Source organism: Methylobacterium sp. Leaf469, assembly GCF_001424745.1.
Lineage (GTDB): Bacteria > Pseudomonadota > Alphaproteobacteria > Rhizobiales > Beijerinckiaceae > Methylobacterium.
Map to the genome: position 1 here is coordinate 44,220 of NZ_LMRE01000034.1, position 26,553 is coordinate 70,772.

Annotated in this window: 27 protein-coding genes; 9 read left to right on the forward strand and 18 right to left on the reverse strand. The window is 70.7% G+C overall.

From position 1 onward, the window contains the following. Window positions 1-6 precede the first annotated feature (6 nt). The 5 genes from ASG60_RS14340 to ASG60_RS14360 form a co-directional block, all read right to left on the reverse strand. On the reverse strand, window positions 7-1,029 hold the full coding sequence (locus ASG60_RS14340) for a hypothetical protein (protein ID WP_156398916.1): 1,023 nt from the start codon (window positions 1,027-1,029) through the stop codon (window positions 7-9). 122 nt (window positions 1,030-1,151) lie between these two features. Beyond that, window positions 1,152-2,108 (reverse strand): antibiotic biosynthesis monooxygenase, encoded by a 957-nt coding sequence (locus tag ASG60_RS14345; protein ID WP_056386304.1) that lies wholly within the window; start codon window positions 2,106-2,108, stop codon window positions 1,152-1,154. Beyond that, entirely contained in the window at window positions 2,105-4,807 is a 2,703-nt protein-coding gene (locus ASG60_RS14350) for a molybdopterin cofactor-binding domain-containing protein (RefSeq protein ID WP_056386306.1), read from the reverse strand. The genes ASG60_RS14345 and ASG60_RS14350 overlap by 4 nt, the downstream gene beginning before the upstream one ends. Further along, window positions 4,804-5,619: an FAD binding domain-containing protein gene (locus ASG60_RS14355; protein ID WP_056386310.1), complete on the reverse strand. Its 816-nt coding sequence runs from the start codon at window positions 5,617-5,619 to the stop codon at window positions 4,804-4,806. Before ASG60_RS14355 ends, ASG60_RS14350 begins: the two co-directional genes overlap by 4 nt. A gap of 579 nt (window positions 5,620-6,198) precedes the next feature. Next, window positions 6,199-6,582, reverse strand: coding sequence for a nuclear transport factor 2 family protein (locus ASG60_RS14360; RefSeq protein ID WP_056305645.1), 384 nt, complete (start codon window positions 6,580-6,582; stop codon window positions 6,199-6,201). 528 nt (window positions 6,583-7,110) lie between these two features. On the opposite strand from ASG60_RS14360, the gene ASG60_RS14365 reads away from it, so the two are divergent. Then, window positions 7,111-7,554 (forward strand): DMT family transporter, encoded by a 444-nt coding sequence (locus tag ASG60_RS14365; RefSeq protein ID WP_056176846.1) that lies wholly within the window; start codon window positions 7,111-7,113, stop codon window positions 7,552-7,554. Window positions 7,555-7,610: 56 nt separating this feature from the next. On the opposite strand, the gene ASG60_RS14370 is transcribed toward ASG60_RS14365, so the two are convergent. The 6 genes from ASG60_RS14370 to ASG60_RS14395 all read right to left on the reverse strand — a co-directional run bounded on the left by ASG60_RS14370 (window position 7,611) and on the right by ASG60_RS14395 (window position 13,359). Next, entirely contained in the window at window positions 7,611-8,903 is a 1,293-nt protein-coding gene (locus ASG60_RS14370; RefSeq protein ID WP_082531767.1) for an MFS transporter, read from the reverse strand. A 325-nt stretch (window positions 8,904-9,228) separates the two neighbouring features. Continuing rightward, window positions 9,229-10,362 carry an NAD(P)/FAD-dependent oxidoreductase gene (locus ASG60_RS14375; RefSeq protein ID WP_056386314.1) on the reverse strand — a complete coding sequence of 378 codons (1,134 nt, stop codon included), beginning with the start codon at window positions 10,360-10,362 and terminating at the stop codon, window positions 9,229-9,231. A 29-nt stretch (window positions 10,363-10,391) separates the two neighbouring features. After that, window positions 10,392-10,937 carry a cytochrome b gene (locus tag ASG60_RS14380; RefSeq protein WP_056176837.1) on the reverse strand — a complete coding sequence of 182 codons (546 nt, stop codon included), beginning with the start codon at window positions 10,935-10,937 and terminating at the stop codon, window positions 10,392-10,394. After that, window positions 10,934-12,046 (reverse strand): catalase family peroxidase, encoded by a 1,113-nt coding sequence (locus ASG60_RS14385; protein WP_056268160.1) that lies wholly within the window; start codon window positions 12,044-12,046, stop codon window positions 10,934-10,936. Before ASG60_RS14385 ends, ASG60_RS14380 begins: the two co-directional genes overlap by 4 nt. Window positions 12,047-12,055: 9 nt before the next feature. Continuing rightward, window positions 12,056-12,832, reverse strand: a complete 777-nt coding sequence (locus ASG60_RS14390) for an anti-sigma factor (protein ID WP_056305639.1) — start codon at window positions 12,830-12,832, stop codon at window positions 12,056-12,058. Further along, window positions 12,829-13,359, reverse strand: a complete 531-nt coding sequence (locus tag ASG60_RS14395; RefSeq protein WP_056176827.1) for a sigma-70 family RNA polymerase sigma factor — start codon at window positions 13,357-13,359, stop codon at window positions 12,829-12,831. Before ASG60_RS14395 ends, ASG60_RS14390 begins: the two co-directional genes overlap by 4 nt. Window positions 13,360-13,658: 299 nt before the next feature. Between ASG60_RS14395 and ASG60_RS14400 the strand changes: the two genes are divergently transcribed. Further along, entirely contained in the window at window positions 13,659-13,922 is a 264-nt protein-coding gene (locus tag ASG60_RS14400) for a hypothetical protein (protein WP_056177019.1), read from the forward strand. Window positions 13,923-14,348: 426 nt separating this feature from the next. Beyond that, the gene (locus tag ASG60_RS14405; RefSeq protein ID WP_056305635.1) at window positions 14,349-14,750 is read left to right on the forward strand and encodes a nuclear transport factor 2 family protein; all 402 of its coding nucleotides are present in this window, start codon (window positions 14,349-14,351) and stop codon (window positions 14,748-14,750) included. 425 nt (window positions 14,751-15,175) lie between these two features. Here ASG60_RS14405 and ASG60_RS14410 read toward each other — a convergent pair whose 3' ends face one another. From ASG60_RS14410 to ASG60_RS14420, 3 genes are all read right to left on the reverse strand, one after another. Continuing rightward, a complete protein-coding gene (locus tag ASG60_RS14410) occupies window positions 15,176-16,345 on the reverse strand; it encodes an aminotransferase class I/II-fold pyridoxal phosphate-dependent enzyme (protein ID WP_056386316.1) in 1,170 nt (389 codons plus the stop codon). Between the two features lie 58 nt (window positions 16,346-16,403). Next, window positions 16,404-17,498 (reverse strand): DUF535 family protein, encoded by a 1,095-nt coding sequence (locus tag ASG60_RS14415; protein WP_056386318.1) that lies wholly within the window; start codon window positions 17,496-17,498, stop codon window positions 16,404-16,406. Between the two features lie 259 nt (window positions 17,499-17,757). Beyond that, complete coding sequence (locus ASG60_RS14420; protein ID WP_056386319.1) at window positions 17,758-18,708, reverse strand: NAD(P)H-dependent oxidoreductase; 951 nt, start codon at window positions 18,706-18,708, stop codon at window positions 17,758-17,760. Between the two features lie 141 nt (window positions 18,709-18,849). Between ASG60_RS14420 and ASG60_RS14425 the strand changes: the two genes are divergently transcribed. Beyond that, on the forward strand, window positions 18,850-19,089 hold the full coding sequence (locus tag ASG60_RS14425; RefSeq protein ID WP_056176813.1) for a hypothetical protein: 240 nt from the start codon (window positions 18,850-18,852) through the stop codon (window positions 19,087-19,089). An 83-nt stretch (window positions 19,090-19,172) separates the two neighbouring features. Here ASG60_RS14425 and ASG60_RS14430 read toward each other — a convergent pair whose 3' ends face one another. After that, window positions 19,173-19,424 (reverse strand): hypothetical protein, encoded by a 252-nt coding sequence (locus ASG60_RS14430; RefSeq protein WP_056268145.1) that lies wholly within the window; start codon window positions 19,422-19,424, stop codon window positions 19,173-19,175. Next, window positions 19,421-20,569, reverse strand: a complete 1,149-nt coding sequence (locus tag ASG60_RS14435) for a helix-turn-helix domain-containing protein (protein ID WP_056386321.1) — start codon at window positions 20,567-20,569, stop codon at window positions 19,421-19,423. Before ASG60_RS14435 ends, ASG60_RS14430 begins: the two co-directional genes overlap by 4 nt. A 312-nt stretch (window positions 20,570-20,881) precedes the next feature. Here ASG60_RS14435 and ASG60_RS14440 point away from each other — a divergent pair, with 312 nt between their 5' ends. From ASG60_RS14440 to ASG60_RS14460, 5 genes are all read left to right on the forward strand, one after another. Beyond that, complete coding sequence (locus ASG60_RS14440; protein ID WP_056386323.1) at window positions 20,882-21,595, forward strand: Crp/Fnr family transcriptional regulator; 714 nt, start codon at window positions 20,882-20,884, stop codon at window positions 21,593-21,595. A 1-nt stretch (window position 21,596) separates the two neighbouring features. Then, on the forward strand, window positions 21,597-21,866 hold the full coding sequence (locus ASG60_RS14445) for a hypothetical protein (protein WP_056176802.1): 270 nt from the start codon (window positions 21,597-21,599) through the stop codon (window positions 21,864-21,866). A gap of 75 nt (window positions 21,867-21,941) precedes the next feature. Beyond that, complete coding sequence (locus ASG60_RS14450) at window positions 21,942-23,207, forward strand: cytochrome P450 (protein WP_056386325.1); 1,266 nt, start codon at window positions 21,942-21,944, stop codon at window positions 23,205-23,207. Between the two features lie 166 nt (window positions 23,208-23,373). Further along, on the forward strand, window positions 23,374-24,630 hold the full coding sequence (locus tag ASG60_RS14455) for an adenosylmethionine--8-amino-7-oxononanoate transaminase (protein ID WP_056386327.1): 1,257 nt from the start codon (window positions 23,374-23,376) through the stop codon (window positions 24,628-24,630). 104 nt (window positions 24,631-24,734) lie between these two features. Next, window positions 24,735-25,127: a response regulator gene (locus tag ASG60_RS14460; protein WP_056177015.1), complete on the forward strand. Its 393-nt coding sequence runs from the start codon at window positions 24,735-24,737 to the stop codon at window positions 25,125-25,127. Here the strand turns inward: ASG60_RS14460 and ASG60_RS14465 are convergent. Both ASG60_RS14465 and ASG60_RS14470 read right to left on the reverse strand, forming a co-directional pair. After that, on the reverse strand, window positions 25,113-26,024 hold the full coding sequence (locus ASG60_RS14465; protein WP_056386329.1) for an NAD(P)-dependent oxidoreductase: 912 nt from the start codon (window positions 26,022-26,024) through the stop codon (window positions 25,113-25,115). The genes ASG60_RS14460 and ASG60_RS14465 overlap by 15 nt on opposite strands. Beyond that, entirely contained in the window at window positions 26,021-26,551 is a 531-nt protein-coding gene (locus ASG60_RS14470) for a dTDP-4-dehydrorhamnose 3,5-epimerase family protein (protein ID WP_056386331.1), read from the reverse strand. The genes ASG60_RS14465 and ASG60_RS14470 overlap by 4 nt, the downstream gene beginning before the upstream one ends. Between the last annotated feature and the right edge of the window lie 2 nt (window positions 26,552-26,553).

Here is a 26,553-nt window from a genome sequence, read left to right on the forward strand (position 1 = left end):
CCTCTACTACGGGAGGTGGTAGGAGACGCCCGCGATCAGGGCCTTCTCCTCGGTGTTGATGGTCCGCCGGGGGTCGGCGCCGAACTTGTTGTGCCAGTACTGGAACCCGGCGAACACTTCGAGCCGGTGGGCCGGGCCGCCCGCGAGCTGCCCGACATCGAGGACCAGATTGGTCTGCGACACGAATTCGAGCTGCGTCTCGTACTCGTTGGTGCGGCCGTAGCGGCCCTTGGGCAGGATGATGGTGTTGAAGCCCGAGAGCGAGAGGGGCAGGCCCGTGAACGGCAGGGGAATCGCGTAGGTGAGCTCGAACTCGGGCGTCATCTGGAACTCGACGCTGCGGAAGCGGCCGGCGGCGAAGCCGTTATGGGCGAATTCCTTGTAGCCCTGGACCTTCAGGTTGAGGAATCCGGCCGGCACGTCGAAGGCGAAGTTGAGGCCGAAGGTGCCGGCGCGCTTCTGCGAGTTGAAGGTGGTGTTCTTGGCGTTGGCGTCGACGCCGAAGGCGAGGCCGATATCCTTGACGAGGCCCGGAATGGCGAACACGTCGGTGTCGAAGATCCGGTTCGGGCTCAGGGTGCCCCGGTAGATGAGGTACAGTTCCGTCGCGCCGATGTCCGGGAAACTGCCGAAGGCGTTGCCGGCCGGGTCCTGCGAGCCCGAGCGCAGGAGATCGAGGGACACGAGGTTGGTGCCGTAGGTCCACGCGTTGGTATGGAACAGGTTGACGACGTTCTTCGGGATCTCGCGGGGCTCCCGCCGGCCCGTCGGCGTGCCGTCGGGGCGCTGCACGCCGATGCCGGGCTCCGCCGAGGGCCCCTGGAAGCGGTAGCTGACGATGGTGTCGGAGAAGCTGAAGAACCCCGGCGGGGACGGCGGCGCGACGAGCGCAGTGGCTGCCGCCAGGGGCTCGGCCGCGCGGGCGGCCCCGATGGGGTGCGCCCCGGTGGCGTCCGCGACGAGGAGGGCCGCCGAGAAGCCGAGGGCCGTCAGGACCGGGCGGCCGGCGCGAGGCGCGAACGCGAGCATGTGCGAGTTTCCCAAACGTGTCTTCGCGACGGGTCAGTTCGGTCGAACCGGCGAAACGCCGAGAGACTAGGTGACCCGCGCTGCCTGCCCGATGTGTGAACACGGTCACCTCTGAGGGCGGCTCAGAGAACCTTCCAGAACACCAGGATCATGATCGCGTAGGCGGCGATCAGCAGGGCCGCGCCCCGGCGGTCGGTGCCGGCGCGCCGCTCCGGCGGCGGCGACAGCCACCAGCCGAGCCGGTTGGCGGTCCAGGGCACCAGCCGCGCCGTTACCAGCACGCTGAAGACGTTGCCGATGAACAGGGCGACGGGGAAATCGAGGTTCAGCACGCGGCCGAGGAACGGCGTTCCGACGAACAGGCCCCACAGGAACACCGTGGGATAGAGCGTCAGGAGGACGATCATGTTCATCTTCCAAGCGGCGGGCGGCGGGGCGCCCTCCGGCGTGGCGTCGCGGAACCACTGCTCGAACCCGCTCTGCACCGTCCGGGTGTGGAATTCCGCCGTCAGCGGAACCGCCTCCTCGATCAGTTCCCGGCGCTGGGGCGAGTCGAGCCAGGCCCTCAGGTTGGCATCGCTGTCGAAGCGCAGGATCGCGACGTAATCCTCCTGCACGCCCGGCACCGCCGGCTCGAAGCGATAGCCCTGCAGGCCGGCGGCCTTCGACTGCGCGGCGGCGACCTTCTGCTCCCACTTGCGGTAGGCGGCCTCCATCCCGGGCTTCACCCGGGTGCTGATGACCGCCGAGGCCGGCGCGGTGCGGGCCGCGCTGGCGTCGTCCGTGACGATGTGGACATCGTCGCGCCCCACCAGCATCGGAGAGGCGCCGACGATGCGGGCCTGCCGCTCGGGCGAGGCGAGCCAGCCCTTGGCGTCGGCGAGGCTGCCGAAGCGCTGCAGGATCACCCAATCCACCTGGAGCGGGGGGTGGGGCGGCATCAGGCGCTGTTCGATGAAGCCGGGAAACCCCGAGATCACCGCGCTGGTGCCGCCCTGCCACTGGGCGAACGCCTCGGCGCTCTCGGGCCGGACGGAGGTCTGCGTCACGATGCTGACGCTGTGGGCCGCGTCGCTCATCGGGCGGCGAGCTGCGTGAACAGGCGGTCGGGCGTGAACGGCAGGTGGGCGAAGCGGACGCCGGTGGCGTCGGCCAGCGCGTTCGAGACCGCCGGGGCCACGGGGTTGATGCCGCACTCCCCTTGCGATTTCGCCCCGAGGGGGCCGATCCGGTCCGTCGTGTCGGCGAAGAAGATGTCCGTGCGCGGGGTGTCGGCGAAGGTCGGGATGCGGCAGTTGCGCAGCTGCGCGTTGACCATCCGGCCCTCGTCGTCGTGGACCATGTTCTCCACGAGCGCCCAGCCGTACCCCATGGAGACGGCGCCATCGAGCTGGCCCCGGCACTGCATCGGGTTGATCGGCAGGCCGATATCGGCGGCATGGACGCTGTGCAGCACCCGGATCTCGCCGGTGATGCGGTGCACGGCGAGGCGCACGCCCTGCACGTTGAACGCGATGGTCCGGGGCGAGAGGTAGGCCCGGCGGCTCACGGTGAAGCGGTGGTCGACCTTCGTGCCCGCCGCGTGCAGATCCACCAGGGTGATGCGCTGGTTGCCGCAGACGACCCCGTCGGCGTCGAGGCGGCACTGCTCCAGGGGCACCCCCGTGTGCCTGCTGGCGAAGTCCAGGATGTCCTCGACCATGGCCTCGGCCGTGAGGTGGACCGCCTTGCCGCCGACCACGACGCCGGTGCTGGCGAAGGTGCCGGTGTCGTAGGGGGTGCGGTCGGTGTCGGCGTTGATGATGCCGACATCGTCGGCGCGGGTCCCCAGGATCGCGGCGGCGATCTGCTTGTGCGCCGTGGTGATGCCGTTGCCCATCTCCGTCGAGCCGCAGGCGAGGAAGTAGGTGCCGTCGGCCTTGAGGTGGAGTTCGGCGCCCGAGCGGTGCTCGGTCGGCGGTCCGCATTCGAGCATGGCGAGCGCCACGCCCCGGCCCTCTTCCCAGTCCGCCCCCTCGGGCTTGGCGACCCCGTTGCCCTTGGCGAGTTCGCGCTCGACGATGTCGAGGCACTCGCCGATGCCGTGGCTGCCGAAGCTGGCGTCGCTCGGCTCCTTCCAGATGGATTCGATGTTGTCGCCCGGCTGCACCACGTTCCGGCGCCGCATGGTGAAGGGATCGATGCCGAGTTGCCGGGCCAGGGCGTCGATGGCGCATTCCACCGCGAAGGTGGTCTGCGAGGCGCCGTAGCCGCGAAAGCCGCCGCCCGGCGTCATGTTCGTGTAGACGGCGTGGCCGATGCCCTTCTTGTTGGCGCAGCGGTAGGCCGCGATCGGGCTCGCCATGGCGGCCGCCAGGGTCTCGCTGCCGTGGCCGCCATAGGCTCCGGTGTTGGAGAACACCGCGACGTCGAGGGCCGTCAGGGTCCCGTCCTTGCGGGCGCCGATCTTCACCCGGGTGGTCATCTGGTGGCGCGTGGTCGCGCCGATGAACTCCTCCTCGCGGGTCCATTCCCACTTGACCGGGCGGCCGAGCTTCATCGTGGCGAACAGGACGAGGTCCTCCGAGACCATCTCCTGCTTGCCGCCGAACCCGCCGCCGACCCGCTCCGTGAACACGTGGAGGTCGCGGTGCGGGATCCCCATGATGTAGGCGAGCTTCTGGCGCACGGCGAACGGCCCCTGCGAGCTCGTGCGGACATGCCAGCGCCCGTCCTCGCCCTTCCAGGCGATGGAGCCGTGCGTCTCGAGGTGCACGTGCTGGACGCGCGAGGTCGAGTAGGTCTGCTCGTGCACGGCGTCGGCCTCGGCGAATCCCCGGGCCACATCGCCAATCTCACCCTGGAGGGTGCAGAAGATGTTGGTGCTCGCGGTGAGCCCGTCCTTGTCGTGCAGCACCGGCGCGTCGGGCCGCATGGCCAGGACGGGGTCGAACACCGCCGGCAGAACCTCGTAGTCCACCCGCAGGGCCCGGCAGCCGGCCTCGGCGGCGGCCTCCGTCTCGGCCACCACGGCGGCGATGCGCTGGCCGGCGAAGCGGGCGACGTTGTCGAGCAGCAGGATGTCGTCGGGATCGACGAGGTGATCCTCGTGCAGGGCCGAGCTGAACCGGCGTTTGGGCACGTCCTCCCAGGTGTAGACGGCGACGACGCCCGGCACGGCGAGCGCCGCCTGGCGGTCGATGGACACGAGGCGCGCGTGGGCGTGGGGCGAGCGCAGCACCTTGAGGTGCAGCAGGTCCTCGACGGCGAGGTCCATGGTGTAGCGGGCGGTGCCGTTCAGGATGGTGTCGGTGAAGGGGTTGGGCAGGCTCGCCCCGAGGGCCTTGCCGGCGACGTCCGCCTCGATGTTGCAGACCCCGTTCAGGGCGTCCTTGATCGAGCGGTAGCCGGTGCAGCGGCAGAGGTTGCCCTTGAGGGCGTGCGGCAGGTCGGCCTTCTGCGCGTCCGTGAAGGTCACGGCCGTCATGATCATGCCGGCGGTGCAGAAGCCGCACTGGAATCCCTGCGCGTCGTGGAACGCCTGCTGCAGCGGATGGCGCTCGCCGCAGGGCGCCAGCCCCTCGATGGTGGTGACCTCGCGTCCCTCGGCCCGGAAGGCCGGGACGAGGCAGGAATGGAACGGCTTGCCGTCGATGTGCACCGTACAGGCGCCGCAATCGCCGGAATCGCATCCCTTCTTGACCCCGAACACCTCGAGGTCGCGCAGCATGGTGCGCAGGCACTGGCCCGGCGCCGGCTCGGCGGCGTAGGCGCGGCCGTTGATGGAATACTGGGTCACGCGAGCTCCGTACGGATCTGTTCGGCCAGGTACTGCGTGACGTGACGCTTGTAGGGCGCCGATCCGTGCACGTCGGGGAAGTAGGCGTCCGGCGCCAGGCGCGCGTCGATGGCGCGGCGCAGGTCGTCGGCGGAGGGAAGGGTGGCGAAGCGCAGCTGCACCGGCCGCGGGGTCGCCGCCGTGATGGTGAGGAGGAAGTCGGCGCCGTCGTCGCCCACGGTGGCGATGATCAGGGCGGCCGAGCGCCCGTAGCGGGTGAGCGAGACCTGGCGCATGGCCGTGCGCTTCGCGAGCGCCGCGGCGGGCAGGTGGATGCTGCGCAGCAGTTCGCCCTTGGCGAGCACGTTCGCGTGGTTGCCGGTTACGAACTCGGCCACCGTGACCGTGCGGGGCGCGCCGTCGCGGGGCCACAGGGTGCAGACCCCTTCGAGGGCGGCGGTCAGCGAGATCATCGCGCCGGCGGGGAGCGACATGCAGACGTTGCCCCCGATGGTGGCGGCGTTCCAGATCTTGAACGACATCAGGAACGAGTCGATGCACTGCCGGAACAGCGGCACCGCGCGCCAGGCCGGCGGACCCTCGAACCCGTGCAGGTCGACGATCCGGCAGGTCGCGGCGATCTCGAGGCCGGATTCCGTCGCGGTCAGCGGCGCCCAGCCCAGGCTTTCGAGATCGATGAGCGTGTCGACGGCAGTCTGCGGCTCGGCGAACAGCCAGGTTCCGCCGGCCAGCCAGGAATAGCCATCTTGCCAGCCCGAGAGTTCGTTCAACGAAGTCGGCCGCTTGACTTCGACGACGGTCGAAATGTTCATCGTAGACCCTCAACCCAATCGATCGTGGCGGCCGACAGGATGCCCCGTGCCCCCACGCATCGCCCTCGACCGAGGATCGCGGGACGGCCCGTCGCGACGGCGCCCTCGGGAGCGTCGCGCCGAAATCCCACGGCCGTTATCCTGGCTTTGCCCCGGAGGACGTTCGGCTCATTCTTGGGTTCATCAGGTAAACAAAATATGCGTCGGCGCCATTTCTTCAGTCGGCGCGACGAGAATTGTAAATATGGATCTTATCTACCGAAAACATCTGGCCGAAAAAGTTCGACTTGAGGAATCGAGAGCCTCGAAGGGATCGGACCGTCACGACAACGCGAAATGTTTCGCCATCACTGTCGTACGCGCGCCGCCATGAGACGGATCGGCAACAAAAAATTCAGCGGCGGCGCGGGAACTTCCCCGACCGGCACGGGAGCCGGCACGGCGGCCCGCCCGGACCGCGCCGTACTTCGGGCGGGCCGTACTTCGGGCGGGCCGTTCTTCGGGCGGGTCGTTCTTCGGGCGGGCCGTTCTTCGGGCGGGTCGTTCTTCGGGCGGGTCGTTCTTCGGGCGGGTCGTTCGTCAGAACATCCCGTTCTCGTGCGCCGACGTTTCGGGCAGGATCTGGAGCACGTCCCAGTGTTCGACGATGCGGCCGGAGGCATCGAGGCGGAAGATGTCCATGGCGGCGTAATCGTGGTCGCCCGGCCAGTGCTGGAGGCAATGCAGCACGACGAAATCGCCCTCCGCGAGGGCGCGCTTCACCGTGACCCGCTTGCCCGGCCACGCCCGCGCCATGCGCTCGAAATACGCGATGAAGCCGTCCTTGCCGGTGGCCACGTGCGGGTTGTGCTGGATGTACACGTCGCCGGCATAGCGCGCGATGGCCTCGCGCGGCCGGCCTTCGTTGAACATCAGCTCGTAGAAGGCGATCACCGTGGCCTTGTTTCGCGAAAGGTCCGTCATGCTGTCCCCCGATCGGGTAGGCCGGCCCATGCCGGGCAACGGCCGGTGGAAGCGGTCGTGCGTGGCCGTCCGAGACGAACCTAAGGGCAATGGACCACAACGGCACAGCGGAGCGGTGTTCGGCGTCGGTTCGGCATGGTCCGACCGCCCCTCCCCGCCGCATGCCGGGACAGCCTCGGCGGATCGGAGGTGCTTTCCACGCCATCGCCACCGAGCCGGCGCGGGACCCGGACGCGACGGCAATCGGGGATGGTCTCCACGCGCCGCCCGTCGATGTTCCTCGCCGTCGCACCATCGCGTGCGTCCCGGTCGGCGGCACACGGACGGACGCGCCCGCACCGGTGCCGTGATCGAGCGTGAACCGGTCGCCGTAGTGCCGGCCCCGCCACCGCCGCGGGCGCGCCCGCTCGGAGGAGCGGCTCGTTTCGAGCGCCCCTGGACGCCCCCGATCGCGCAAACGGGTCTTACAAAACGCCGCATGGAGCGAAAACGGGGAAACTTGGCGGCCTGCCGAGGCGCTGTCACAGCATGTGGTATCTCTATGGTCTGACGGTCCTCGCCGGTCTCGCGAATGCGATCCAACCCGGCCAGAACGCAACTCTCTCGAAGTCGTTGGCCATGCCGGTCACGGCCGCGCTCATCATCCTCTTCGTGAGCACGGGGACGATGCTCGTGGGCGGCCTTGCCCTCGGCAAACTGGAAATTCCGTCCGGGCAGCAACTCGCCCAGGTCCCGTGGTGGGGATGGTTGGGCGGCTGCCTCAGCGTCCTCCTGATCCTGGCCCAGCTCTACGCATCCCCGGCCATCGGGGCCGCCTCGTTCCTCGGCATCATCGTCACCGTGGGCGTCGTCGCCTCGCTGGTGCTCGACCATTACGGCTGGGTCGGCTTCGAGGTTCATCCGGCGAGCCTATGGCGCGTCCTCGGGGCTCTGATCATGGTCGTGGGCGTCGCCATCGTGGCGATGTTCTAGGACGCTCGGTCGAGCGATCATGCGGCGACGTCGCGGCACGCCTCGGCGGGACCGATCTACGCGGCGCCGGCCTGCTGGAACCGCCCCCGGCCGAAGGTCGGGGCGACGCGTGCGCAGATCAGGAACACGACCGCGACGCCGAGGGCGACGATCGTCGGGGCCGTCACCGCGGCGAGCGCGCCGGCCAGCGCCGAACCGACGACGTCGCCGAAGTTCAGGGCCGCCATGTAGACCTGGAACTGCGTCGCCGACGCCTGTCCGGTGCGGCTCGCCAGCAGGACGGTCGGCAGCAGGGCGACGTAGAGCAGGGCCGGCACCACGCTCGCCAGCCCGAGGATGACCGGACCCGCCGCAGCCTCCAATCCGGCCACGATCAGCAATCCAGCGATCCCGAACGCTCCCGCGCAGGCGACGAGGAGGGCACGGAGGGCACGGTGCGGCCCGAAGCGGTCGACGGCGGTGCCGAGGCCCGCCGCGCCGAGGGTCCCGCCGAGGAGAGCCAGTCCCGCCTGAAGGCGCGAGAGATCGACCGCGTTCCAGCCGTGGACCTGCACGAGCGCGACGGCGAAGGGCACCTGGAACACCGCGAGACCGAGATCGATCGCGAAGCACATCGCCAGGAGGGTCGCCGCGTCGCGCGTCCGGAACGCAGTCAGGAGCCGACGCGCGAAGGCGACCGCCTCGGACGCCCGACCCCGGTCCGGCGCCCGCGATGGGGGTCCGCGGCGAAGGGAGAGAAGCCGGTCGGTCGGCGCCTCGCGCACGAGAACGGACACCAAGGCGAGCGGAGTCGTCAGGGCGAGGAGCATGCCGGCCGCTGCGGGCAAGCCGTTCGCGGCGAGCAGCCAGGCGAAGATCGCGGCCCCCGCCGCACCGCCGGTGACGAAGCCCGCCCGCGTCGCAGCACTGGTGCGTCCCAGTTCGCCGGTCGGTACGCTGCCGGCGATCATGCGGTCCGTTGCCGTATCGGCGAGGGAGGCCGCGAGGCTGTGGAGGAACAGCACGGCGCTGACAGCCGTCAAGCTCGGGGCCGCGCCGAGCAGGAGAAGGCCCGCGAGAGCCACCTGCGCGCAGGCCAGAGACAGGACGAGCCAGAAGCGGCGAGGCCCCATCCGGGCGGGGGTCGCGCGATCGATCACCGGCCCCCAGAGCAGCGGCTGCAGCACCCAGGGCAGACCGACGATCGCAAGGTGCCGGCCGACCTCCGCCGTGGAGGCACCGGCCGTGGCGAAGTGGTTGACCAGGGCCGTCAGCGCGAAGCCCGCGACGACGCCTTGGTAGAGGTAGAGGAGCGTGAAGAGGCTGAACCGCCAGCCCAACGACGTGAGGCTCGGTGGCCTTCGGCGCATCGGTTCGATCCTCGGTCACCGCCCCATGGTATCGCCGGCCCCCGAGTCCGACGCAACCAGCGTCGCCCCCCAAGACGTGGCACCCCAAGATGTGGCACCCCAAGACGTGGCACCCCAAGACGTCGCCCGAAAGACGTCGCCCGCATGATGGAGAGGCGCGACATCCGGCGCGCCGATCCACCGTCGGAGCCGCCTCGCGACATTCGAGGACGCGGCCGGACGTCGAGGGACGGATCCGGCTGTCGTCGTCGGGGAAGTATCCTGGTTCCGTGTCCGGCCCCGTCCGGGACCGTCGGGAATGCACGGGATCGCCGTGGCCCGGTGCTCAGGCCGGGACCGGTGTGCGCAGGGGAGCGTAAGTGGCGCGGTAGCTGCGCGGCCCGATCACGGGGAGCAAGAGGCTTCTGGCCCAATTCGGCATCCGTGCGGTGCGGGACAGGCGATCGGTCATGGCCTGGACATGGGCCACGCGGGGCCGGCGCAGGGCTTCGTAGTCCGGACCGACCGTGCCCCAGTCCGCCCTCCCGGCGAGCAGTGAGCTCAGCACGAGGGCATCCTCAAGAGCCATGGCGGCGCCCTGGGCCCAGACCGGCGCCGTCGCGTGCGCGGCATCCCCGACCAGCACCACCCGGTCCCGGGTCCAGGTCGGAATGCGGACCTCTTCGAGGGGCGAGTGATGGAGCGCGCCCGGCTCGGACGAAACCGACGCGAGGGTGTCGCGGACGAGGCGCGGGAACGACGCGAAGGCCGTCCGGAAGGCGGCCAGATCCCGCCCCCGTCCGGCGGCCGCGCCCAACGAGACCCACCCGTAGACCTCGCCGTGGTCGACGGGGATGAGCAGGAACAATCCGTCCGATCCCGCCCACAGCGTCCAGGCGCCGAGGCCCGGGTTCGGTGCCATGAAGCGCCAGCTCGCCGGGGCCAACATCGCCGCGCCGAGCACGGAATCACCGAACGTCTCGCGTCGAACCCGCGAGTGGACGCCGTCGGCGCCGACGAGGAATCCGCCGGTCTCGACCATCCCCTCCCGGGTCTCGATCGCGACGCCCTTCGGCACCTGCCGGACGGTGTGAATCCCGGATCCGTGGCGGAGATCGGCCGGGGGAAGGTCGCGGGTCAGGAGGCGCAGCAGGTCGGCGCGACGCAGGCAATGCGGGCATGCCTCTTCCCCCCAGAACGCCGTCTCGTCGATGGCGAAGAGGAGGCGCCCGCTCCCGGTGCGGTATTCGCGCCGGCGGATGGGGGAGCCGACCCTGCGCAGGGCGTCGCTCAGGCCGAGCTGCCGCAGGGCTTGGACCGCGTTTCCCGGCAGATTGATGGCGAGGCCCGCATCGGCCGGCGTCCGTCGTCGCTCCAGGGTCAGCGAGGGAAGGCCGCGTCGCTGCAGCGCTCGCCGCATGGCAAGGCCGGCGATGCCGCCCCCGGCGATGAGCACCCGGCGTGTTGCGCTGTCGTCCATGCCGTCTCGCCTCGTTGCCCGGATCGTCGTCAAGAGCGCGGCGCCGTCGCGCGCAGGGCCATGCTGGAGAAGACGCCATCCCGGCGGATCAGCCCATGCATCAGGGCGGCGCCGAGATGAGCGAGGATGAGGCCGAACAGGGCGTAGGCCAGCACCGAGTGGACCGGACGCAGCCAGGCATAGATCGCGGGATCGCGCGGCAGGATCGGCGGGAGCACCACCGAGCCGCCGAGCCCGATGGGATAGCCGGCCGCCGACAGCATCGCCCAGCCGATCAGCGGCAGCCCGAGCATCAGGCCGTAGAGCAGGCGGTGCGAGGCGTGTGCCGCCTGCCGCTGCCAGCCCGGAAGGTCTGGCGGCAATGCCGGCGGCGGATGGCGCCAGCGGTTGACGAGGCGCAGCACCGCGAGGATCAGGATGCCGATGCCGAGGGGGCGGTGCAGCGCCACGAGCGCGTCATAGTGCGCGAGGGAGGTCACCATCGCCACGCCGATGAACAGCATGGCCAGGATCATGCCGGCCATGGTCCAGTGCAGCAGCCGGGCCGGCCGGTTGAAGTGCGTGGTGTTGCTCATAATCCGGCTCCTGCAACGGGGGCATCGTGGACGGCGCTCGGCGACTTCGGTTCACCGGCGCGGCGCGTGAAGGACTGCGCGTACGCCGCCGAGCGGGCGCCGAGCAGCGGGTCGTCCCCGCCTTCGATGCCGGCGGGCAGAACCAGGGGATCGAAATTGACGTCGCGGCAATTGCCGTCCGCCTCGGCCTCCGTCTCCGAAACGATCACCGTCCCGGCATCGAGGCTCGGTCTCTCGGATGGCCAGGCCCGTGTCGCATCCGCCGTGGGGTCGCCAGGCTCGCCGAGCGTGACGACGAGGTGCCAGCGCACGGGCGCGCGACGGACCGCGGACGCGAAACCGTCGAACAGAAAGTTCTCGTCCGCGCGGCCCCCCTGGGCCGGGCTCTCCGCCGTTGCGGCGTGCTCCGGCACGAACGCCCAGCGCACCGGCGTCTGCCTGCCGTCCCTGGCGACGAACCGGAACGCGTTCAGGCCCCGGAAGGTGTCGTCGGCGAACCCGGCGGTGAGGGTCCGCGCCTTGATCAGGGCCGCCGCCTTCACGCTGTCGGGGTTCGCGGCGAAGAAGGCTGCGAGCGCCTCGGGATCGGGCTTGCCCGTGGCCGGATCGGGTTTGGCGGCGAGGAGCTGGGCGTAGAACGCCTCCGGGGTCCGCACCGGGAAGACCGGGATGTCGTTGTTGCCGGTGCGCCATTCCTCGCCGTCTGGGAGGTGGAAGCGGAGCGCGAGGCTGCGCACCGTGGTGGCCGCATCGGCGGCGTAGGGCCGCCCGCCCGCGAGGGCGATGCGCCCGGTGACCGGGGTGATCTGGCCCGGGGCGAACAGCGACGCCTTCGACAGGCGCTCGCCCCGGCCGCTGCTCTCGAAGCGGCCGGCGAGGCAGAGCCCCTTGGCGTGGTTGCGCCGGAACCCCGGATGCGGTCCGTTGACCCGCTCGAAGCGGTCGACGATCCGCGCCGGGGTCAGGTCATGCGGCGAGAGCCAGCCGCCGGCATACGCGAAGGCCCCGGCGGTGCCGGCGACCAGAGCCGCGATGGCACCGAGCCGCAGGATGACGGCGCGCGGTCTCATCGCCGGACCGGCGCCGGCGAGGTCGTCGAGGAGGGACATGGCGGGCCTTCAGATGGCTTTGGGGCTGGTGGCGCGGCGGATCGCGTCGGCGAGCGGGTGCAGGACGGCCGGGTCGGCCGCTCCCACCAGGCTGTAGCCGAGCCCGTCCTGGGCCCAGGCGTAGCCGTTCGACGTCCCGGAGGTGTGCGGCTGCATCGGTGCGTCCCCGGGCACGGACATGGGCCGCATGAGCATCACGAAGCGGGCGCCGTGCCCGTCGTCGTACATCAGGAGGCCGGCGGGCCCCTGCTGCGTCGCGACGAGGCGCCCGCCCATGAGGCGATAGCCGGCGCCGCTCAGGTCCGGCACGCCGACCGTTCGCTTCAGCCGGGCCGAGAACCAGCCGGCGAGTTCGTTCCGGTCGGCGGCAGCGAGTTCGACGGGCCGGGTGTGATCGGGGGCATAGACCGCGTAGTTCATGCTCGCCGCCTGGGCCAGCGCCGCGATGCCGGTCGGCACCGGCGAGACCACGTCGCGCAGTCCCCAGCCTGCGGCCCCGCCGAGAAGAAGAAGCAGCCCGGCCGCCATCGCCTGCCAGACTGGACGTTGCGGGCGACGGCGTGCCTCGACGATCCGCGTCAGGTTCAGCCGCGCCGGAACCGGCTCGGCGGCGATGGGGGCGAAGGCGGCCCGCATCGCGTCGCCCATGTCGACGAGGCGGTCGACGCGCGCCCGCGCTTCGGGATGGTCGGCGAGATACGCTTCGACCTCGCGCCTCCGGGCGGTATCGAGCCGTTCGTCCACGAGGCCCTGGAGGTCGTCTTCGCCGATCGGACGCATGGTCATTTCACCCTCCGCAGGAGCGGGCGCTTGGCCGGAACGGCCGCCTCGGCACCGTCCATCGACTGGATCATCCGGTCCCGGGCCCGGGACAGGCGGGACATCACGGTCCCGGTCGGGATGGCGAGGATCTCGGCGGTCTCGGAATAGGACAGACCCTCCACCGTCACGAGCAGCAGGACGCTGCGCTGCTCCTCCGGCAGGGCGTCGAGCGCGCACATCAGGTCGCGGTGGCGCAGGGCGCTCTCCTGCGTCGGCGCCACCGCCAGGGTGGCCTCCGCCATGTCCTCGATCGGCATGTGGGCACCGCGGCGGGCACGCTGGCGCATCTGCGTCACCGCCAGGTTGTGGAGGATGGCGAAGAGCCAGGTCCGCGCGTCTCCGCCCGCCTGACGCTGGTGCCAGCGGCCGACGGCGCGCTCCAGGCAGTCCTGCACGAGGTCGTCGGCATCGGCGGGATTGCGCAGGAGGGCGCGGGCGTAGCGGCGCAGGGCCGGGATCAGCGGCGCGATGAGGCGCATCATGTCCGTCATGTCCGATCTCCTGGCATGGCCGGGGCTCCTCCGTGTGCAGGCCGACCGGTGCGAGCCTGATCCGCGGCCGATGACAGCCGACGACAGAGGCATGGACGCCGCCGGTCCGGGATTATTCCACGCTCGCACCAAACTTTCTCACGCGCGCACCGGACACCGAGTCTCTGGGGGACGGTGCTCAAAACGAGAACCGAATTCTTCGACGGCATGGGGAATAAGCGGCCGAAGACGTCGTCTGTCCGGCATCCCTGCTCGGCGCCGTTCGATCGGGCGGGAAACACCGGAGATCCGACATGACGATGCTCAAGACCGTCTCTGCCGTCGCTTTCGCGTCCGCCTGCACCCTCGCTGCTCTGACCGGGGTCTCCCAGGCCCGAACCGTCACGCATTCGCTGGAGAGCCCGGCGATCACCGGCTCGATCCGGCCGCAGGCTCGGTCCGCGGACTGGCTCGGCGGCCCGGACCTCGACAGCGGCAACGCCCGGAACCCAGCCCTGCCGGGCTATGCCCAGGGGCGGGGCGAGGAGACCGGGGGGCCAGCCCGTGAGCTGATCCCGAACTAGCTCGGCACGCCCCGAGCGCGCAAACGCCCGCGCTCGGGAGTTCTCGGCGACATCGAGCCCACCGGCAGGGCACAGGCACGATGGCCTGGCCGCGTGAACGGCATGCCATCCGGTTCGTGAAACCTCCGTCGTCGAGACCGCCGCGGTGGAGTTCGACGTGCGGATGACAGCCGGGCCGAGCGCCCCTTGCCGCGAACGGCAGCGCGGAGGGTTGTCGCTGCTGGCCTCGAGACCCCTGTGCGCTCGGGCGATTGCGACGCGATGTGGGCGAAGGTCGGAGCGCCGACGATCCGGCCCGGGTTTCCGGCCTCGGACCACTCGCGCTCGGATGCCGGTTCGTGCAGTTTCCCGGAAGCCCTCTGCCGGCGCTCCGCCGCGGCGGATCCGATAGGCCGCGCAGTCGCATCCCGACGGAAGGAGGCCCCCATGCCCGAGTCCGAGCAGACGATGGGAGCCGCGGGAGAACCCGATCACGACGCGCTGCTCCGCGCGAACCTGGAGCGTGTCTTCAACGAGCGCGACCCGCTCCGCCGGGCCTCGGCGCTGACCGACCTCTTCGTGGAGGAGCCGGTCATGTACGAACCGACGGGCGTCGTTCGGGGACGCGCGGCCATCGCGACCGTGGCGGGCAAGCTCCTGGATCAGTTCGGTCCGACGTTCCGGTTCACGCCCACCCGCAAGGCCGTCGGCCATCACGGTTTGGGTTCGCTGCAATGGCAGGCAGGTCCGGAAGGCGGGCCCGTCCTCGTGACCGGAGCGGATGTTGCCGAGATCGTGGATGGTCGGATCGCGCGCCTTTGGGTGCTCCTCGATCCACCCGCGGTTTGAGGTCGTCCTGCGGGGCTGGCGCGATCCGGATGTCGCGACCGCCGGGACCTCGCCCCTCGGACCGATGCGCGGGACGGGGCAGCGAGCGGCATAGGGGCGGCGACAGTCGAGGTCCCGGATGAGCGCAACGCTGCGGACCTCCGCGGCCCGGGCGAACGGCGGCCGTTTTCATACGGCCCGCCGCGAGTGGACCGGCCGCCGGTGCCCTGCCTTTGCGAGCGAGCGTTCAGCGCCGCCTGCCGATAGGCGCGGTGGCGGAGCCACTGCCCGGAAGCGATGCTGCCGAGCGGCACCGGTATGAGGCAGCACCGTATGAGGATGGGCCAGACGATCACGCCCCCCGGCGATACTCCGGAAGGCGGGAGCGCACGTCTGCCGCCCATGAACGAAGCTCTCCCGGTGCAGGGCGCGCCGCCCGGCTCCGTTCAGGCGGACCGCGCGTCGGCGTCCGCCCGCAGGGACAGGATCGCGTCGGCGAGGCCGTCGACCTGCGCCGCGTCGTGCGCGGCCGAGAACGCCACCCGCAGGCGGGCGGTGCCGGCCGGCACCGTCGGTGGGCGGATGGCGACGACGAGGTAGCCGCGCGCCTCCAGGGCCGCCGAGAGGGCCAGGGCCGCCGGGGCCTCGCCGACGTGGATCGGCACGATGGGGCTCTGGGCCTCCGGCAACCCGAGGCGGGCGGTGAAGCGGCGCGCGAGGGCGAGGGGCCGGGCGGCCCGCGCGGGCTCGGTCTCCACGATGTCGAGGGCGGCCAGCGCCGCCGCGACGGAGGCCGGGGGCAGGCCGGTGGTGTAGACGAAGCTGCGGGCCCGGCTCGTGAGGAGGTCGACGACGGCGCGCGAGGCGCAGACATAGCCGCCGTAGGAGCCGAGCGTCTTCGACAGGGTGCCCATTTCGAGGGGCGCGCGGGCGCCCGCCTCGACCACCCCGAGGCCGTGGGCGTCGTCGACCAGGGTCCAGGCGTCGTACGCGGCCGCGAGAGCCAGGATCTCGGGGAGCGGCGCCCGGTCGCCGTCCATGCTGAACACCCGCTCGGTGAGCACCAGCACCCGCCCGTGCCGGGCGCGGCGCGCCGCCAGGATCGCGCGCAGGTGGGCGACGTCGTTGTGGCGGAACCGCAGCAGCGTCGCGCCGGAGAGCTGCGCCCCGGCGAACAGGCAGGAATGCCCGAGGGCATCGACGAGGACGACGTCGCCCGCCCCCGCCAGGGCCGGCACGATCCCCAGATTGGCGAGGTAGCCGCTGCCGAAGACCAGGGCCGCCGCCTTGCCCTTGTGGGCGGCGAGGCGCGCTTCGAGGGCGGCGAGCGGCGGGTGGTTGCCGGTGACGAGGCGCGAGGCCCCCGCCCCGGCGCCGTGGCGCGCGAGCGCCGCCTGCCCCGCCGCGATCACCCGGGGATCCTGGCTGAGGCCGAGATAGTCGTTGCACGAGAACGACACGAGGCGGCGCCCGTCCCGCTCCGCCCCGGCCTCCGGCGCCCGCGCCGTCGCGACGAGGCGCCGGCGCAGGGCCTTGGCGTCGAGCTCGGCGAGGCCGGCCTCCGCGAAGGCGTCGAGGCTGGACGGGTCCGGGCCGGGTGTCTGGGGGCGCGACATGGGGGCTGATGGCACCCCCGGCCCACGCCTTGTCAAGGCGGCCCCGGCCTAAGCCTTGTCAAGGCGGCCCCGGCCGCGGGCGCCTCAGGTCCGTCCCGAAGTCTGGTCCCAAGCCCCACTCCAAGTGCCGCCCGCGCCCTGCGGCCGGGACGGCGCCCGCTGCGGAACCCGAACCCGCGAAAGGGCGCAACCCCGGGCGGCCGGGGCCGCGGCCGAACGGGCCGGGACTCGCCGGGCCGACGCGTCCGTGAAACCCCACCCGCACGGGATCGGCGCCGTCGCGGGTGATCCGATCGAGGCGGGCCGCCAGGGCGTCGAGCATGGCGTAGCGACGGCGATACATCGCGCGCTTGTTGGCCGGGATCGCGCCCGCGGGCCGCCGCGCATCGGCCAGGGGCAGGGCGTAGAAGCCATCCGGCCGCAGCGCCCCGCCGCGTCCGTGCCAGAGCGCATCGTAGCTCAGATGGGCCGCCGTCGAATCCGACCGGCGCGCGAAGTAGGCGCTGCGGCGATGATGGATCGCGTCCGAGACCGCGAGAAGGCGCGTCACGCCGAGGCCGCGACAGAACACCCGGAACAGGTCGATGGTGAAGTCGGTCGGCCGCAGGCCTTCGGCCTGCTTCGTGAAGCGGCGGTAGCGGTCCAGCACGCCCGCCTCGCTGCGCCCCTGCAGGCCGCCGACATAGGCCGTGAGACCGTCGCCGTCGAAGGACAGGCAGTAGGATAGCGAGATCAACCGGTCCGCGCCGTCCCACAGGCTGAAGGTGGCCTGCCCGTCGCGCAGGAGCCAGTGCGGCTGGTCGAGGACGATGCGATGGGCGGAATCGATCTCAGGCAGGTCGAGCAGGTCGACGAAGGCGTCGAGGGGCGTATCGAGCAGGGGGCCGAGCCGCTCGACCGCCGCGCAATGCCCGGCGATGCGGGTCAGGCGTTCGGCCGCGCTCCAGCGGGCGCAGAGGTAGGGCGTGGCGACCATGCCCCAGACCTCCGGGCGGCCCCTCAGGAGCCGGCCCAGGGCGCTGTTCGGCCGGGCTTCGCGCAGCGGGCGCAGGGCGACGGGATGCCGGAGGAGGCCGGACACCGCCAGGGCGATGCCCCGGGGGGAACTCGCGAGCAGGCGTTCCCAGAAGGGGTGACGCAGGACGAGCGTCATGGGCGATCTCTCCGGTGAGGTCGGGGGAGCGGGGGCCGGGCAAGCGGGCGCGCACCGAACCCCGAGGCACGCCCAACCGTGTACCGGCGACCGGCCCGCTTTAATCCCTATGCCATTCGACGTTTGCCCTAACGCCTTCGGTGGATGGCTCCCCCGGCCGGCCGACGCCCGCATTCTCCGAAAGACGGTGCGGATGACCGGGGATGCTCGCGCCGCGCATCCGCGGCCGCATCGCGGAGAGGACCCGGGGCTCGGGCCGTCAATCCGTCGTGGATTGCGCGCCCCGTTCGGCCTCGGTCGTCCCGGGCACGATGCCCTTGGCCGTCACGTGCCCCACGAAGGCATCGACCCACCCGTCGAAGCAGGCCATGGCCTCGGGCGCGCGAACCATGTCGTCGGCCTGGTCGTCGGCGTAGGGCTGGCCGAGGCCGACGGAGGCGTGGCGCCAGAGGTCGTCCGGCACCTCGATCCCGCTGTAGCGGCATTGCCAGACGAGGCCCTGGTAGGCGTTCCGCTCGTCGCCCTGGTACGGCTCCCGGGCCGGGTCGAACCACGCCTTGTGGCGGAGGATGCGCGGACGACGGTCGTCGTCGAGTTCGTTGCCGCCTTCGTTGCCGTAGCAGAAGAACCCGGCGGTGCGCCCTTCCAGGTGGTTCCGGGTCAGCTCCTTCCAGAGCGGGCTCTTCTCCAGGGCCTGGGCCTTCAGGGTGCTCTTCTTGTCGATGAGGTCGGGGCGCGGGTTGCCGCCGCTCATGCAGACGAGCCGGTCGAACATCGCCTTGAGGTTGGTCGAGGGCCCGTACCACCAGACAGGGCCGATGATCGCCCAAGCGTCGGCCCGGGCGAGACGCTGGTAGAGCTTCTCGTTCCACATCAGGTCGGGCTGGTGGTCGCTGTCCGGACCGTAGCAGTTGCAGGGCCAGACGCAGAGCGCCATCGAGGAGCCGACGCAGCCGTTGCAGCCCTGGATCTTCGGCTTGCCGTGCGCGTTGCCGATGTCGACGTGGTCGACCTGCCAGCGGGGCGGCAGGCGCCCGAGCATCCGGTGCATCAGAAACCGGGCCTTGCCGTCCATGCCGGGGCATCCGTCGAGCCGCCTCGCCGATCCGGCGATCACCAAAACCTGGAGCGGGCGTGTCTCCAGCGGCAAGGTCTGTGCTTCGGCTACCAGGTTTCCCAAGATCGTCCGCCTCCGGATCGCAGACTTCATTCGGCCCAGACCCGCACCGCACTCCCGCGCGATCAGGTTATCGGACGTTCGTCATATCGGCGCGGCACCCGAGCGTCCCTTGACCGCCACCCCGTGCTGAAGAATGCTGAGGCTTCCCGTTTCGGGTGCACGAAGATTGCGATGCCGCGTTATTTCTTCGACCTCAAAGGCTGCCATCACGAGCGCGACGACGAGGGCGTGATCTGCGCCGATCTTCAGAGCGCCGTGCGCGAGGCCAAGAAGCTGCTGCCCGTCATCGCGCTGGACGAAGTTCCGGCCGACGGAGAGCACCATGCGGTCACGGTTCTCGTCTCGGACGAGGACGGACACGTGGTCTATTCGGGCGTGCTGTCCTTCGTCGGAAACTGGCTCATCCGCTAAGCAGGTCTTCGACGCAAGACCGGTGACCACTTTCGCGAAACCTGCCGAGGGTCCGGCCCCTCCCCTGGGCCGTGGCGTCGGGATCAGACGTCCTCGGCACTGGCGAGTTGCCGTTCGATCCAGTCCTGCGCCACGTCGAGATCGGCGAAGGTGGGCGGGTTCGCATGCTCGACGCGACCGAAACCGGCCTCCAGGAACCACCGGCCCGCCTGATCGCCATGCTGCGCGCACAGCTGCACCAGGATCGCGACGAGGAAACCGTCGTCGAAGACGAGGCGGCTCTCGCTGTCGGAACTCCCCGTCGCAACCTGCACGGGCTGGAAGAGGAGACTCATGCGGCGGCACGACCGTCCAGGTGCAGGTACGCGGACCGGAACTCCGCAAGCTGCTTCAACCGATCGAAGTTCAGGATCTTCAGGGACCGACCCCTCATTTCGATGAGGCCGCGCCGGCGGAGTTCCTGCAAGCTGCGATTGGCGTGAACGATCGTGATGCCGGCGGTGTCGGCCAGCTCCGACTGCGTAATCGGCAGACCGTAACTTTCGTCATGGACGAACCCGACCACTTTCATGCGCAGGTAGAGCTCGCAGAACAGGTGCGCCAGCCGCTCCAGGGCGGACCGGCGGCCGACGTTCAACAGCCATTCGCGCAGGGTCGCCTCGTCCACGAGGGTCGTCATGCGCATCGCCCGCGCGAGTTGCGGATGGTTGCGCATCAGCTCGGCGATGAGGTCCGGCGCGATATGAACCACCCGGCACCCGGACAGGGTGCTGATGGTGTGATCCATCGCGCTCAGGAGCGCCGCGTCCAGGTCGCAGAAATCTCCCGGGAGCAGGTAGGCCAGAATCTGGCGCGCCCCGTCCCTGCGCCGTTTGTAGCGGCAGGCCATGCCGTCCATGATCAGGAACACGCCCCTGGGGGTATCGCCTTCCCGGATCAGGTCCGTCCGCGGTCCGACGATGCGCGGAGCGGCGCTGATCCGTTCCAGGATCGCCCGGTCCGCCTCCGAGAGCGCGACGAAGCCCTCGAGCTTGCGCACGAGGGGATTGCCCCTTGTCTCCGCCGGCCGGGCGAACCCGACGGGCAGGGCCTCGATCCGCGCCGACGGAGGCGGCAGGAACGCCAACTCGTTCAGGAGGGCGATCAGATCCTCCGGGAACGCCGGCTTGCAGATCCAGGGAACGCCCTGAAAGCCGATGGCCTGGGGCTCGTTCGGCAGCAGGCTCGAGTGGACGAGGCAGGGAATGCCACGGTGGCGCAACTCCTGCCCGAGGGCGGTGCAGACGCCGTCCTTGAGTTCGACGTCCACGACGGCGAGGACGGGACTTTCGCGCTCCAGGGCATCCAAGGCGTCGAGGGCCGTCGCGTAGGGACCGATCACACGGTAGCCCGCCTGCACCAAAGCGTCGCCGAGGTCCACGCCGACCAGGGCGTTGGCTTCGGCAAGCAGCACGAGGGGCTGCTGGGCGGTGAGATGCATTCAAGGCTCCAGAATTTGTGGCACTTGACCGCCACGGGCGCGGGCAAGGCTGGATGCCCCAGCTATAGGCAGCTTTTATGCCGCACGAAAGTCTACTCTCACGTCCGGTGCGCTATCGAACCACCACAACATCTAGGACTAACCTAGATTTATCCGTCAATAACCTATGTTAATTAGTTTTTATTCTCCAAAAATCCGTATTGTCACTTGTCGGAGACGATCCTATCTTCTTCCCATCGTCCGCATACGGATCAGAGCGTGGGCGCTTGGGGGACAGCGCGCGCTCTTGCTCCGAGGTGGAGACGAGGGCTCATGACTCACGGTCGACACTGCGATGCCCACAATCGCCTGCTGAAGGTCATGCCGCCCGAGGATTTCGCCCGCCTCCGACCGCACCTGGAGCCGGTGGATCTCCTGACGGGACAGATCCTGCTCGCTCCGAACGCGCGGACCGAACACATCCATTTCATCGAGACCGGCATCGCGTCCATCACCGCCGAGGGGGCCAACGGCCGGGTCGAAGTCGGGATCATCGGGCGGGAGGGTGCGGTGGGCATCACCCCGGTGCTGCTCGGCTCCGATCGGATCCCGCACAACCACTTCATCCAGATGCCGGGCAGTGCCCTGCAAATCCGAACCGATGCCCTCACCGCCGCGGTGGAGGAGAGCCCGACACTGCGCAAGCTGCTCCTGCGCTACGTTCTGACCGAGATGATCCAGGTGCGGCAGACGGCCTTCATCAACGCCACCCACGAGATCGAAGCGCGCCTCGCGCGCTGGCTGCTGATGTGCCACGACCGGGTGGACGGCGACGAGATCCTGCTCAAGCACGATTTCCTGTCGATGATGCTCGGCGTGCGACGCTCGGGCGTGACCCTGGCGATGCAGCAGCTCGAAGGGGCCGGCCGCATCCGAGCCAGACGCGGGAGCATCACCGTGGTGAACCGCGAACTCCTGGAGGAGATGGCGGATGGCGGCTATGGCACGCCCGAGGCCGAGTATGCCCGCCTGATCGAGGGGGCCTGAGATGCCGCGCTACTTCTTCCACCTCCGGTACGGGCGCGGGACCGAAAAACTGGCCGTCGACCCCGAGGGCGATGAGCTCGCCGACGACGAGGCGGCCCGCCGGCACGCCCTGCAATGCGCCCGCGACCTGGTCGCCGGGTCCCCCTCCTTCGCGGTGCGCGACTGGTTCGCCTGCTCGTTCGAGATCGAGGACGAGCGGGCGCGGCGGGTTCTGATGGTGCCGTTCGGCGACATCGTCCCGGAGGAGGACGACGAGGACCGAACGGGCTGACCCCGCGCGCTCGGCGTCGGTGCCGGCAGTCGGTGCCAGGACATGACCTGTATCAGCCACACGAGTGGATCCCCCATGAAGACCAAGCGGCTGAACGGCTCCGCGATTCCCCGGGACCGGGCACCGGACAGTACGCTGTCGCTTCTCTCCGAAGGCTATGCCTTCATCCCGAACCGTTGCCGACGGTACGGATCGGATGTGTTCGCGGCCCGGCTCATGTTGAGTCCCGTGATCTGCATGTCCGGCCGGGAGGCGGCGTCGCACTTCTACGACGGCGATCGCTTCACCCGACGACACGCGCTGCCGCCGACCACCTTCGCGCTGATCCAGGACCATGGGAGCGTGATGGTCCTCGACGGCGACGCCCATCGCCACCGCAAGGAGATGTTCCTGTCGCTCGTCGGGCCGGACGCCCTCCGGCGCTTCTCCGACCTGCTTGCCGAGCATTGGCGCCGGGCCGTGCTGCGCTGGGCGACGATGGACAGCGTGGTGCTCCTCGACGAGGCGCACCGCGTCATCACGGCCACGGTGTGCGCGTGGGTGGGCCTCGCCCTGCCCCCGGACGAGATCGAGGCACGGGCGGCCGAGTTCGCCGCCATGGTCGCCGGCACGGGGGCGATCGGACCGCGCAACTGGCGGGGGCATCTCCTTCGCGCCCGCACCGAGCGCTGGGCCCGGCGCATGATCGAAGACATCCGGAGCGGTCGCCGCGACGTGCCCCCGGGCGCCGCCCGGACCGTCGCGACCCACCGCGACGCCGATGGGCGTCGTCTCGACGTCAGGACGGCCGGCGTCGAACTCATCAACCTGCTGCGCCCGACGGTCGCGAACGCGCGCTACGTGGTGTTCGCCGCCCTGGCGCTCCACGAGAACCCGCACTGGGTCGCGGCACTCGCCGACGCGGACGCGGGCACGCGCCAGCGTTTCGCCTGGGAAGTGCGGCGCGCCTTTCCGTTCATCCCGTTCATCGGCGGGCGGGTCCGCGAGCCCTTCGCCTGGCGAGACCATGCGTTCGAAGTCGGCGACTGGGCTCTCATGGACCTCTACGGCACCAATCACGACTCGAGCCGATGGCCGACGCCGGAGCGCTTCGATCCGGACCGTTTCGGCACCGAAGCCCTCGATCCGTTCGACCTGATCTCCCATGGCGGCGGCGCGGCGATGGACGGACACCGGTGCCCCGGCGAGGGCATCACCCAGACCCTGCTGATCACGGCGGCCGGCCTGCTGGCGACGTCGATGCGCTACGAGGTCCCGCCCCAGGATCTCGGGATCGACCTCGCCTACATTCCGGCGCGCCCGAGGAGCGGCTTCGTCCTGCGCGCCGTACGCCCCGTCTGAGGCGCCGGCGCACCCCCGGTCCCGACAGGTACACCCGGTCCCGACAGATCCGCCGGTGGACCGTCGGAGGGCCGGTGCCGCCGGAGCCGTGCCGGCAGGGTCGTGGCAGGATCGGGCGCGAACGCACCACCTTGACCCGAGCGCGTCCGGCTTCCATCGAAGCCGCATGAGCGAACCCCGGCGCGACCACCTCTGGCGGCCCTACACGCAGATGAAGACGGCGGCGCCGCCCCTGGAGGCGGTGCGAACCCACGGGACCCGCATCGTGCTCGCCGACGGGCGCGAACTCGTGGACGGCATCGCCTCGTGGTGGACCGCGGCGCACGGCTACAACCATCCCCACATCCGCGCCGCCGTCGCCGCCCAGCTGGAGGCGATGCCGCACGTGATGTTCGGCGGCCTCACCCACGCGCCGGCCGAGCGCCTCGCCGCCCGCCTCGCCGCCCTGCTGCCGGGCGACCTCGACCACGTGTTCTTCACCGATTCCGGGTCGGTGGCCGTCGAGGTCGCCCTGAAGATGGCCGCCCAGATGTGGCTCAACCGGGGGGTGGAGGGGCGCACCCGCTTCCTCGCCTTCCGGGGCGGCTACCACGGCGACACGATGGGGGCGATGTCGGTGTGCGACCCCGAAGACGGCATGCACCGGCGCTTCGGCGCCTACCTGCCGGAGCAGATCTTCTGTGACCTCCCGACCGATGCCGAACGGATCGCGGCCCTCGACGTCTGCCTCGCCCGACACCGCGAAACCCTCGCGGCGGTGATCGTCGAGCCCCTGGTCCAGGGCGCCGGCGGCATGCGGATGCACGCCCCCGACGTGCTGGCCGAGGTGGCGCGCCTCGCTCGGGCCCACGGCCTGCCCCTCATCGTCGACGAGATCTTCACCGGCTTCGCCCGCACCGGCACCCTGTTCGCCTGCGAGCAGGCCGGCCTCGTGCCCGACATCCTGTGCCTGTCGAAGGCGCTCACCGGCGGCACCCTGCCGCTCGCCGCCACGGTGGCGACGGGCGCGGTGTTCGAGGCCTTCCTCTCCGACGACCCCGCCGCCGCCCTCATGCACGGGCCGACCTTCATGGCGAACCCCCTCGCCTGCGCGGCCGCCAATGCCAGCCTCGACCTGTTCGAGACCGAACCCCGCCTCGCCCAGGTCCGGACCATCGGGGCGCGCCTGGCGGCGGGCCTCGCCCCCTTGCGCGGCCGACCCGGCCTCGCCGACGTCCGGGTACTCGGGGCCATCGGGGCGGTGCAGTGGACGCAGGTGCCGGACCTCGCCGACCTGAAGCGGCGCCTCCTCGCGCGCGGCGTCTGGGTCCGCCCGTTCGGCGACATCGTCTACCTCACCCCGGCTCTCACCATCGATTCGACCGACCTCGACCGGCTCGTCGAGGCGGTCGTCGCGGTGGTGTGCGACGTGACACGGACCTGAGCGCTGCAACTCCCGGCGCGCTTTCTCGTTGGACCAGAGTCGGGAGCGGCGCACGACCCCGTGGAACGTTACGGGCCGCATCCCATGGAACGGGCGGAGGGTGCATCGTGGTGGATGAGACAACGGGCCCAGGCGACGATCGGCCGGTGATCCTTCTGGTCGAGGACGAGGCGCTGACCATCATGGACCTCGGCGACGTCCTGGAGAACGGTGGCTACGAGACGGTGCAATGCGCCTCCGCCGAGCGGGCGCTCGGCATCCTCAAGGCCCGGCCCGACATCTGCGGCCTGGTCACCGACGTGGAATTGTCGGGAAAAACCAACGGGTTCGAGCTTGCCAACGCGGTCGCGGCAGCGCGTCCGCAACTGCCCATCGTCATCGTCTCGGGACGGGCCGCGCCGGACCCCGAGCGGATGCCGCCGGGCGCCCGCTTCATCGCCCGCCCGTGCACCGGCGAAGACATCCTCAGTCAGCTCAAGGGGTTACTCCCCTGCTGAGCCGGCTGCCCCGAGACGGTTCCGCCACCAACTCAGGGTGTCGTCGAGGCCGGTCTCCAGGGTGAAGCGCGGCCGGAACCCGACCTCTCCGGAAAGGCGCGCAACGGCGGCTTCGATCGCGGCCGGCTCGGACGGACCCAGCGTCCGGGCCCCGTAACGCACGAGATCGAACCGGCCGGTGCGTGTGGCCAGACCATCGAGAAGGGTCCGCACCGGGACGGCTTCCCCCGAGCCGATATTGACGGCCCCCGTCACCGGACCGTCGAGGAGCGCGGCCAAAGCGCCCGCCGCATCAACGACATGCAGGAAATCACGGCGCTGGTGGCCCGGCGAGGTGGGGAACTCTGCACCCGTCAGGAGGGCGTGGGCGGCGTCGGAGACGAGGCGGCCGCGCCGCTCGCCGGGACCGTAGAGGTAGAACAGGCGCCCCCACGCGAAGGACAGACCGACGCTCTCGGCGTAGGCCGCGAGTATTCTCCGGGTCCCATCCTTGGCGGCCCCGTAGAGGGTCGCGGGGCGGCAAGGGCTCGTCGCCTCGTCGAAGCGGGGATCGCCCCAGGTGTACTCGGCGCAGGTGCCGACGCCGACGAAGCGACGCCCGCCAATGTCGTGAAAGCTTCGGGCGAGGTCGAGGCTGGCTGCGACCCAGTCGAGGTTGCTCGGCGACGTCCAGTATCGACCGGGTTCGGCGTCCCAGGCCAGATGCAGGAAGTGGCTCGGCGCCACGTCGGCGAGGAGGGCCCGCCGCTCGGCCGCGTCGAGCAGGTCGGCCGCATGAACCACGGCCCCCGGAATGGGACTGCGCGCCACGGCGTGGACCTCGAACCCGCGCGCCGCCAGGGCCGGCAGCGCGTGCCGCCCGACGAAACCGGACGCGCCGGTGACGAGGACCTTCACGCGCTCCAGTCCGGATAGGCGAGATCGCGCTCGGCGATCACCGTGACGGGCTCGGGCCAGGTCACGTCGAGGGCCGGGTCGTTCCAGCGCAGGCCTCGGGCGCTTCCGGCGACGTAGGCGCGGTCGATCATGTAGAGCACCTCGGCCGCGTCGGTCAGGGACTGGAAACCGTGGGCGAAGCCGGCCGGGATGTAGAGGGCGCAACGGTTGCCCGCCGTCAAATCGGCGGCGAAGCTCTTGAGATAGCTCGGAGAATCCTGCCGCAGATCGACGATGACATCGCGGATGGCGCCCCCCGTGCAGCGTACGAGCTTGGTCTCGGCGTGGGGCGGAACCGAGAAGTGCATCCCCCGGACGGTGCCGCGCCGGGCGTTGAACGACACGCTCGACTGCGCGAAGCCCCCCACGAGACCCCGGGCGGCGAACTCGTCCGTGCAGGTGGTGCGGGCGAAGAACCCGCGATCGTCGGCGATGGGTTCGGGCCACACGCGGTAGGCCCCGGCCAGCGGCGTTTCCTCGAACCGCATGG

Coding starts and splice junctions, on each gene's coding strand:
- ASG60_RS14340 (WP_156398916.1), bottom strand. CDS start 1,029: ATGCTCGCGTTCGCGCCTCGCGCCGGCCGCCCGGTCCTGACGGCCCTC.
- ASG60_RS14345 (WP_056386304.1), bottom strand. CDS start 2,108: ATGAGCGACGCGGCCCACAGCGTCAGCATCGTGACGCAGACCTCCGTC.
- ASG60_RS14355 (WP_056386310.1), bottom strand. CDS start 5,619: ATGAACATTTCGACCGTCGTCGAAGTCAAGCGGCCGACTTCGTTGAAC.
- ASG60_RS14360 (WP_056305645.1), bottom strand. CDS start 6,582: ATGACGGACCTTTCGCGAAACAAGGCCACGGTGATCGCCTTCTACGAG.
- ASG60_RS14365 (WP_056176846.1), top strand. CDS start 7,111: ATGTGGTATCTCTATGGTCTGACGGTCCTCGCCGGTCTCGCGAATGCG.
- ASG60_RS14370 (WP_082531767.1), bottom strand. CDS start 8,903: ATGCGCCGAAGGCCACCGAGCCTCACGTCGTTGGGCTGGCGGTTCAGC.
- ASG60_RS14375 (WP_056386314.1), bottom strand. CDS start 10,362: ATGGACGACAGCGCAACACGCCGGGTGCTCATCGCCGGGGGCGGCATC.
- ASG60_RS14380 (WP_056176837.1), bottom strand. CDS start 10,937: ATGAGCAACACCACGCACTTCAACCGGCCGGCCCGGCTGCTGCACTGG.
- ASG60_RS14385 (WP_056268160.1), bottom strand. CDS start 12,046: ATGTCCCTCCTCGACGACCTCGCCGGCGCCGGTCCGGCGATGAGACCG.
- ASG60_RS14390 (WP_056305639.1), bottom strand. CDS start 12,832: ATGACCATGCGTCCGATCGGCGAAGACGACCTCCAGGGCCTCGTGGAC.
- ASG60_RS14395 (WP_056176827.1), bottom strand. CDS start 13,359: ATGACGGACATGATGCGCCTCATCGCGCCGCTGATCCCGGCCCTGCGC.
- ASG60_RS14400 (WP_056177019.1), top strand. CDS start 13,659: ATGCTCAAGACCGTCTCTGCCGTCGCTTTCGCGTCCGCCTGCACCCTC.
- ASG60_RS14405 (WP_056305635.1), top strand. CDS start 14,349: ATGCCCGAGTCCGAGCAGACGATGGGAGCCGCGGGAGAACCCGATCAC.
- ASG60_RS14410 (WP_056386316.1), bottom strand. CDS start 16,345: ATGTCGCGCCCCCAGACACCCGGCCCGGACCCGTCCAGCCTCGACGCC.
- ASG60_RS14415 (WP_056386318.1), bottom strand. CDS start 17,498: ATGACGCTCGTCCTGCGTCACCCCTTCTGGGAACGCCTGCTCGCGAGT.
- ASG60_RS14420 (WP_056386319.1), bottom strand. CDS start 18,708: ATGAAGTCTGCGATCCGGAGGCGGACGATCTTGGGAAACCTGGTAGCC.
- ASG60_RS14425 (WP_056176813.1), top strand. CDS start 18,850: ATGCCGCGTTATTTCTTCGACCTCAAAGGCTGCCATCACGAGCGCGAC.
- ASG60_RS14430 (WP_056268145.1), bottom strand. CDS start 19,424: ATGAGTCTCCTCTTCCAGCCCGTGCAGGTTGCGACGGGGAGTTCCGAC.
- ASG60_RS14435 (WP_056386321.1), bottom strand. CDS start 20,569: ATGCATCTCACCGCCCAGCAGCCCCTCGTGCTGCTTGCCGAAGCCAAC.
- ASG60_RS14440 (WP_056386323.1), top strand. CDS start 20,882: ATGACTCACGGTCGACACTGCGATGCCCACAATCGCCTGCTGAAGGTC.
- ASG60_RS14445 (WP_056176802.1), top strand. CDS start 21,597: ATGCCGCGCTACTTCTTCCACCTCCGGTACGGGCGCGGGACCGAAAAA.
- ASG60_RS14450 (WP_056386325.1), top strand. CDS start 21,942: ATGAAGACCAAGCGGCTGAACGGCTCCGCGATTCCCCGGGACCGGGCA.
- ASG60_RS14455 (WP_056386327.1), top strand. CDS start 23,374: ATGAGCGAACCCCGGCGCGACCACCTCTGGCGGCCCTACACGCAGATG.
- ASG60_RS14470 (WP_056386331.1), bottom strand. CDS start 26,551: ATGCGGTTCGAGGAAACGCCGCTGGCCGGGGCCTACCGCGTGTGGCCC.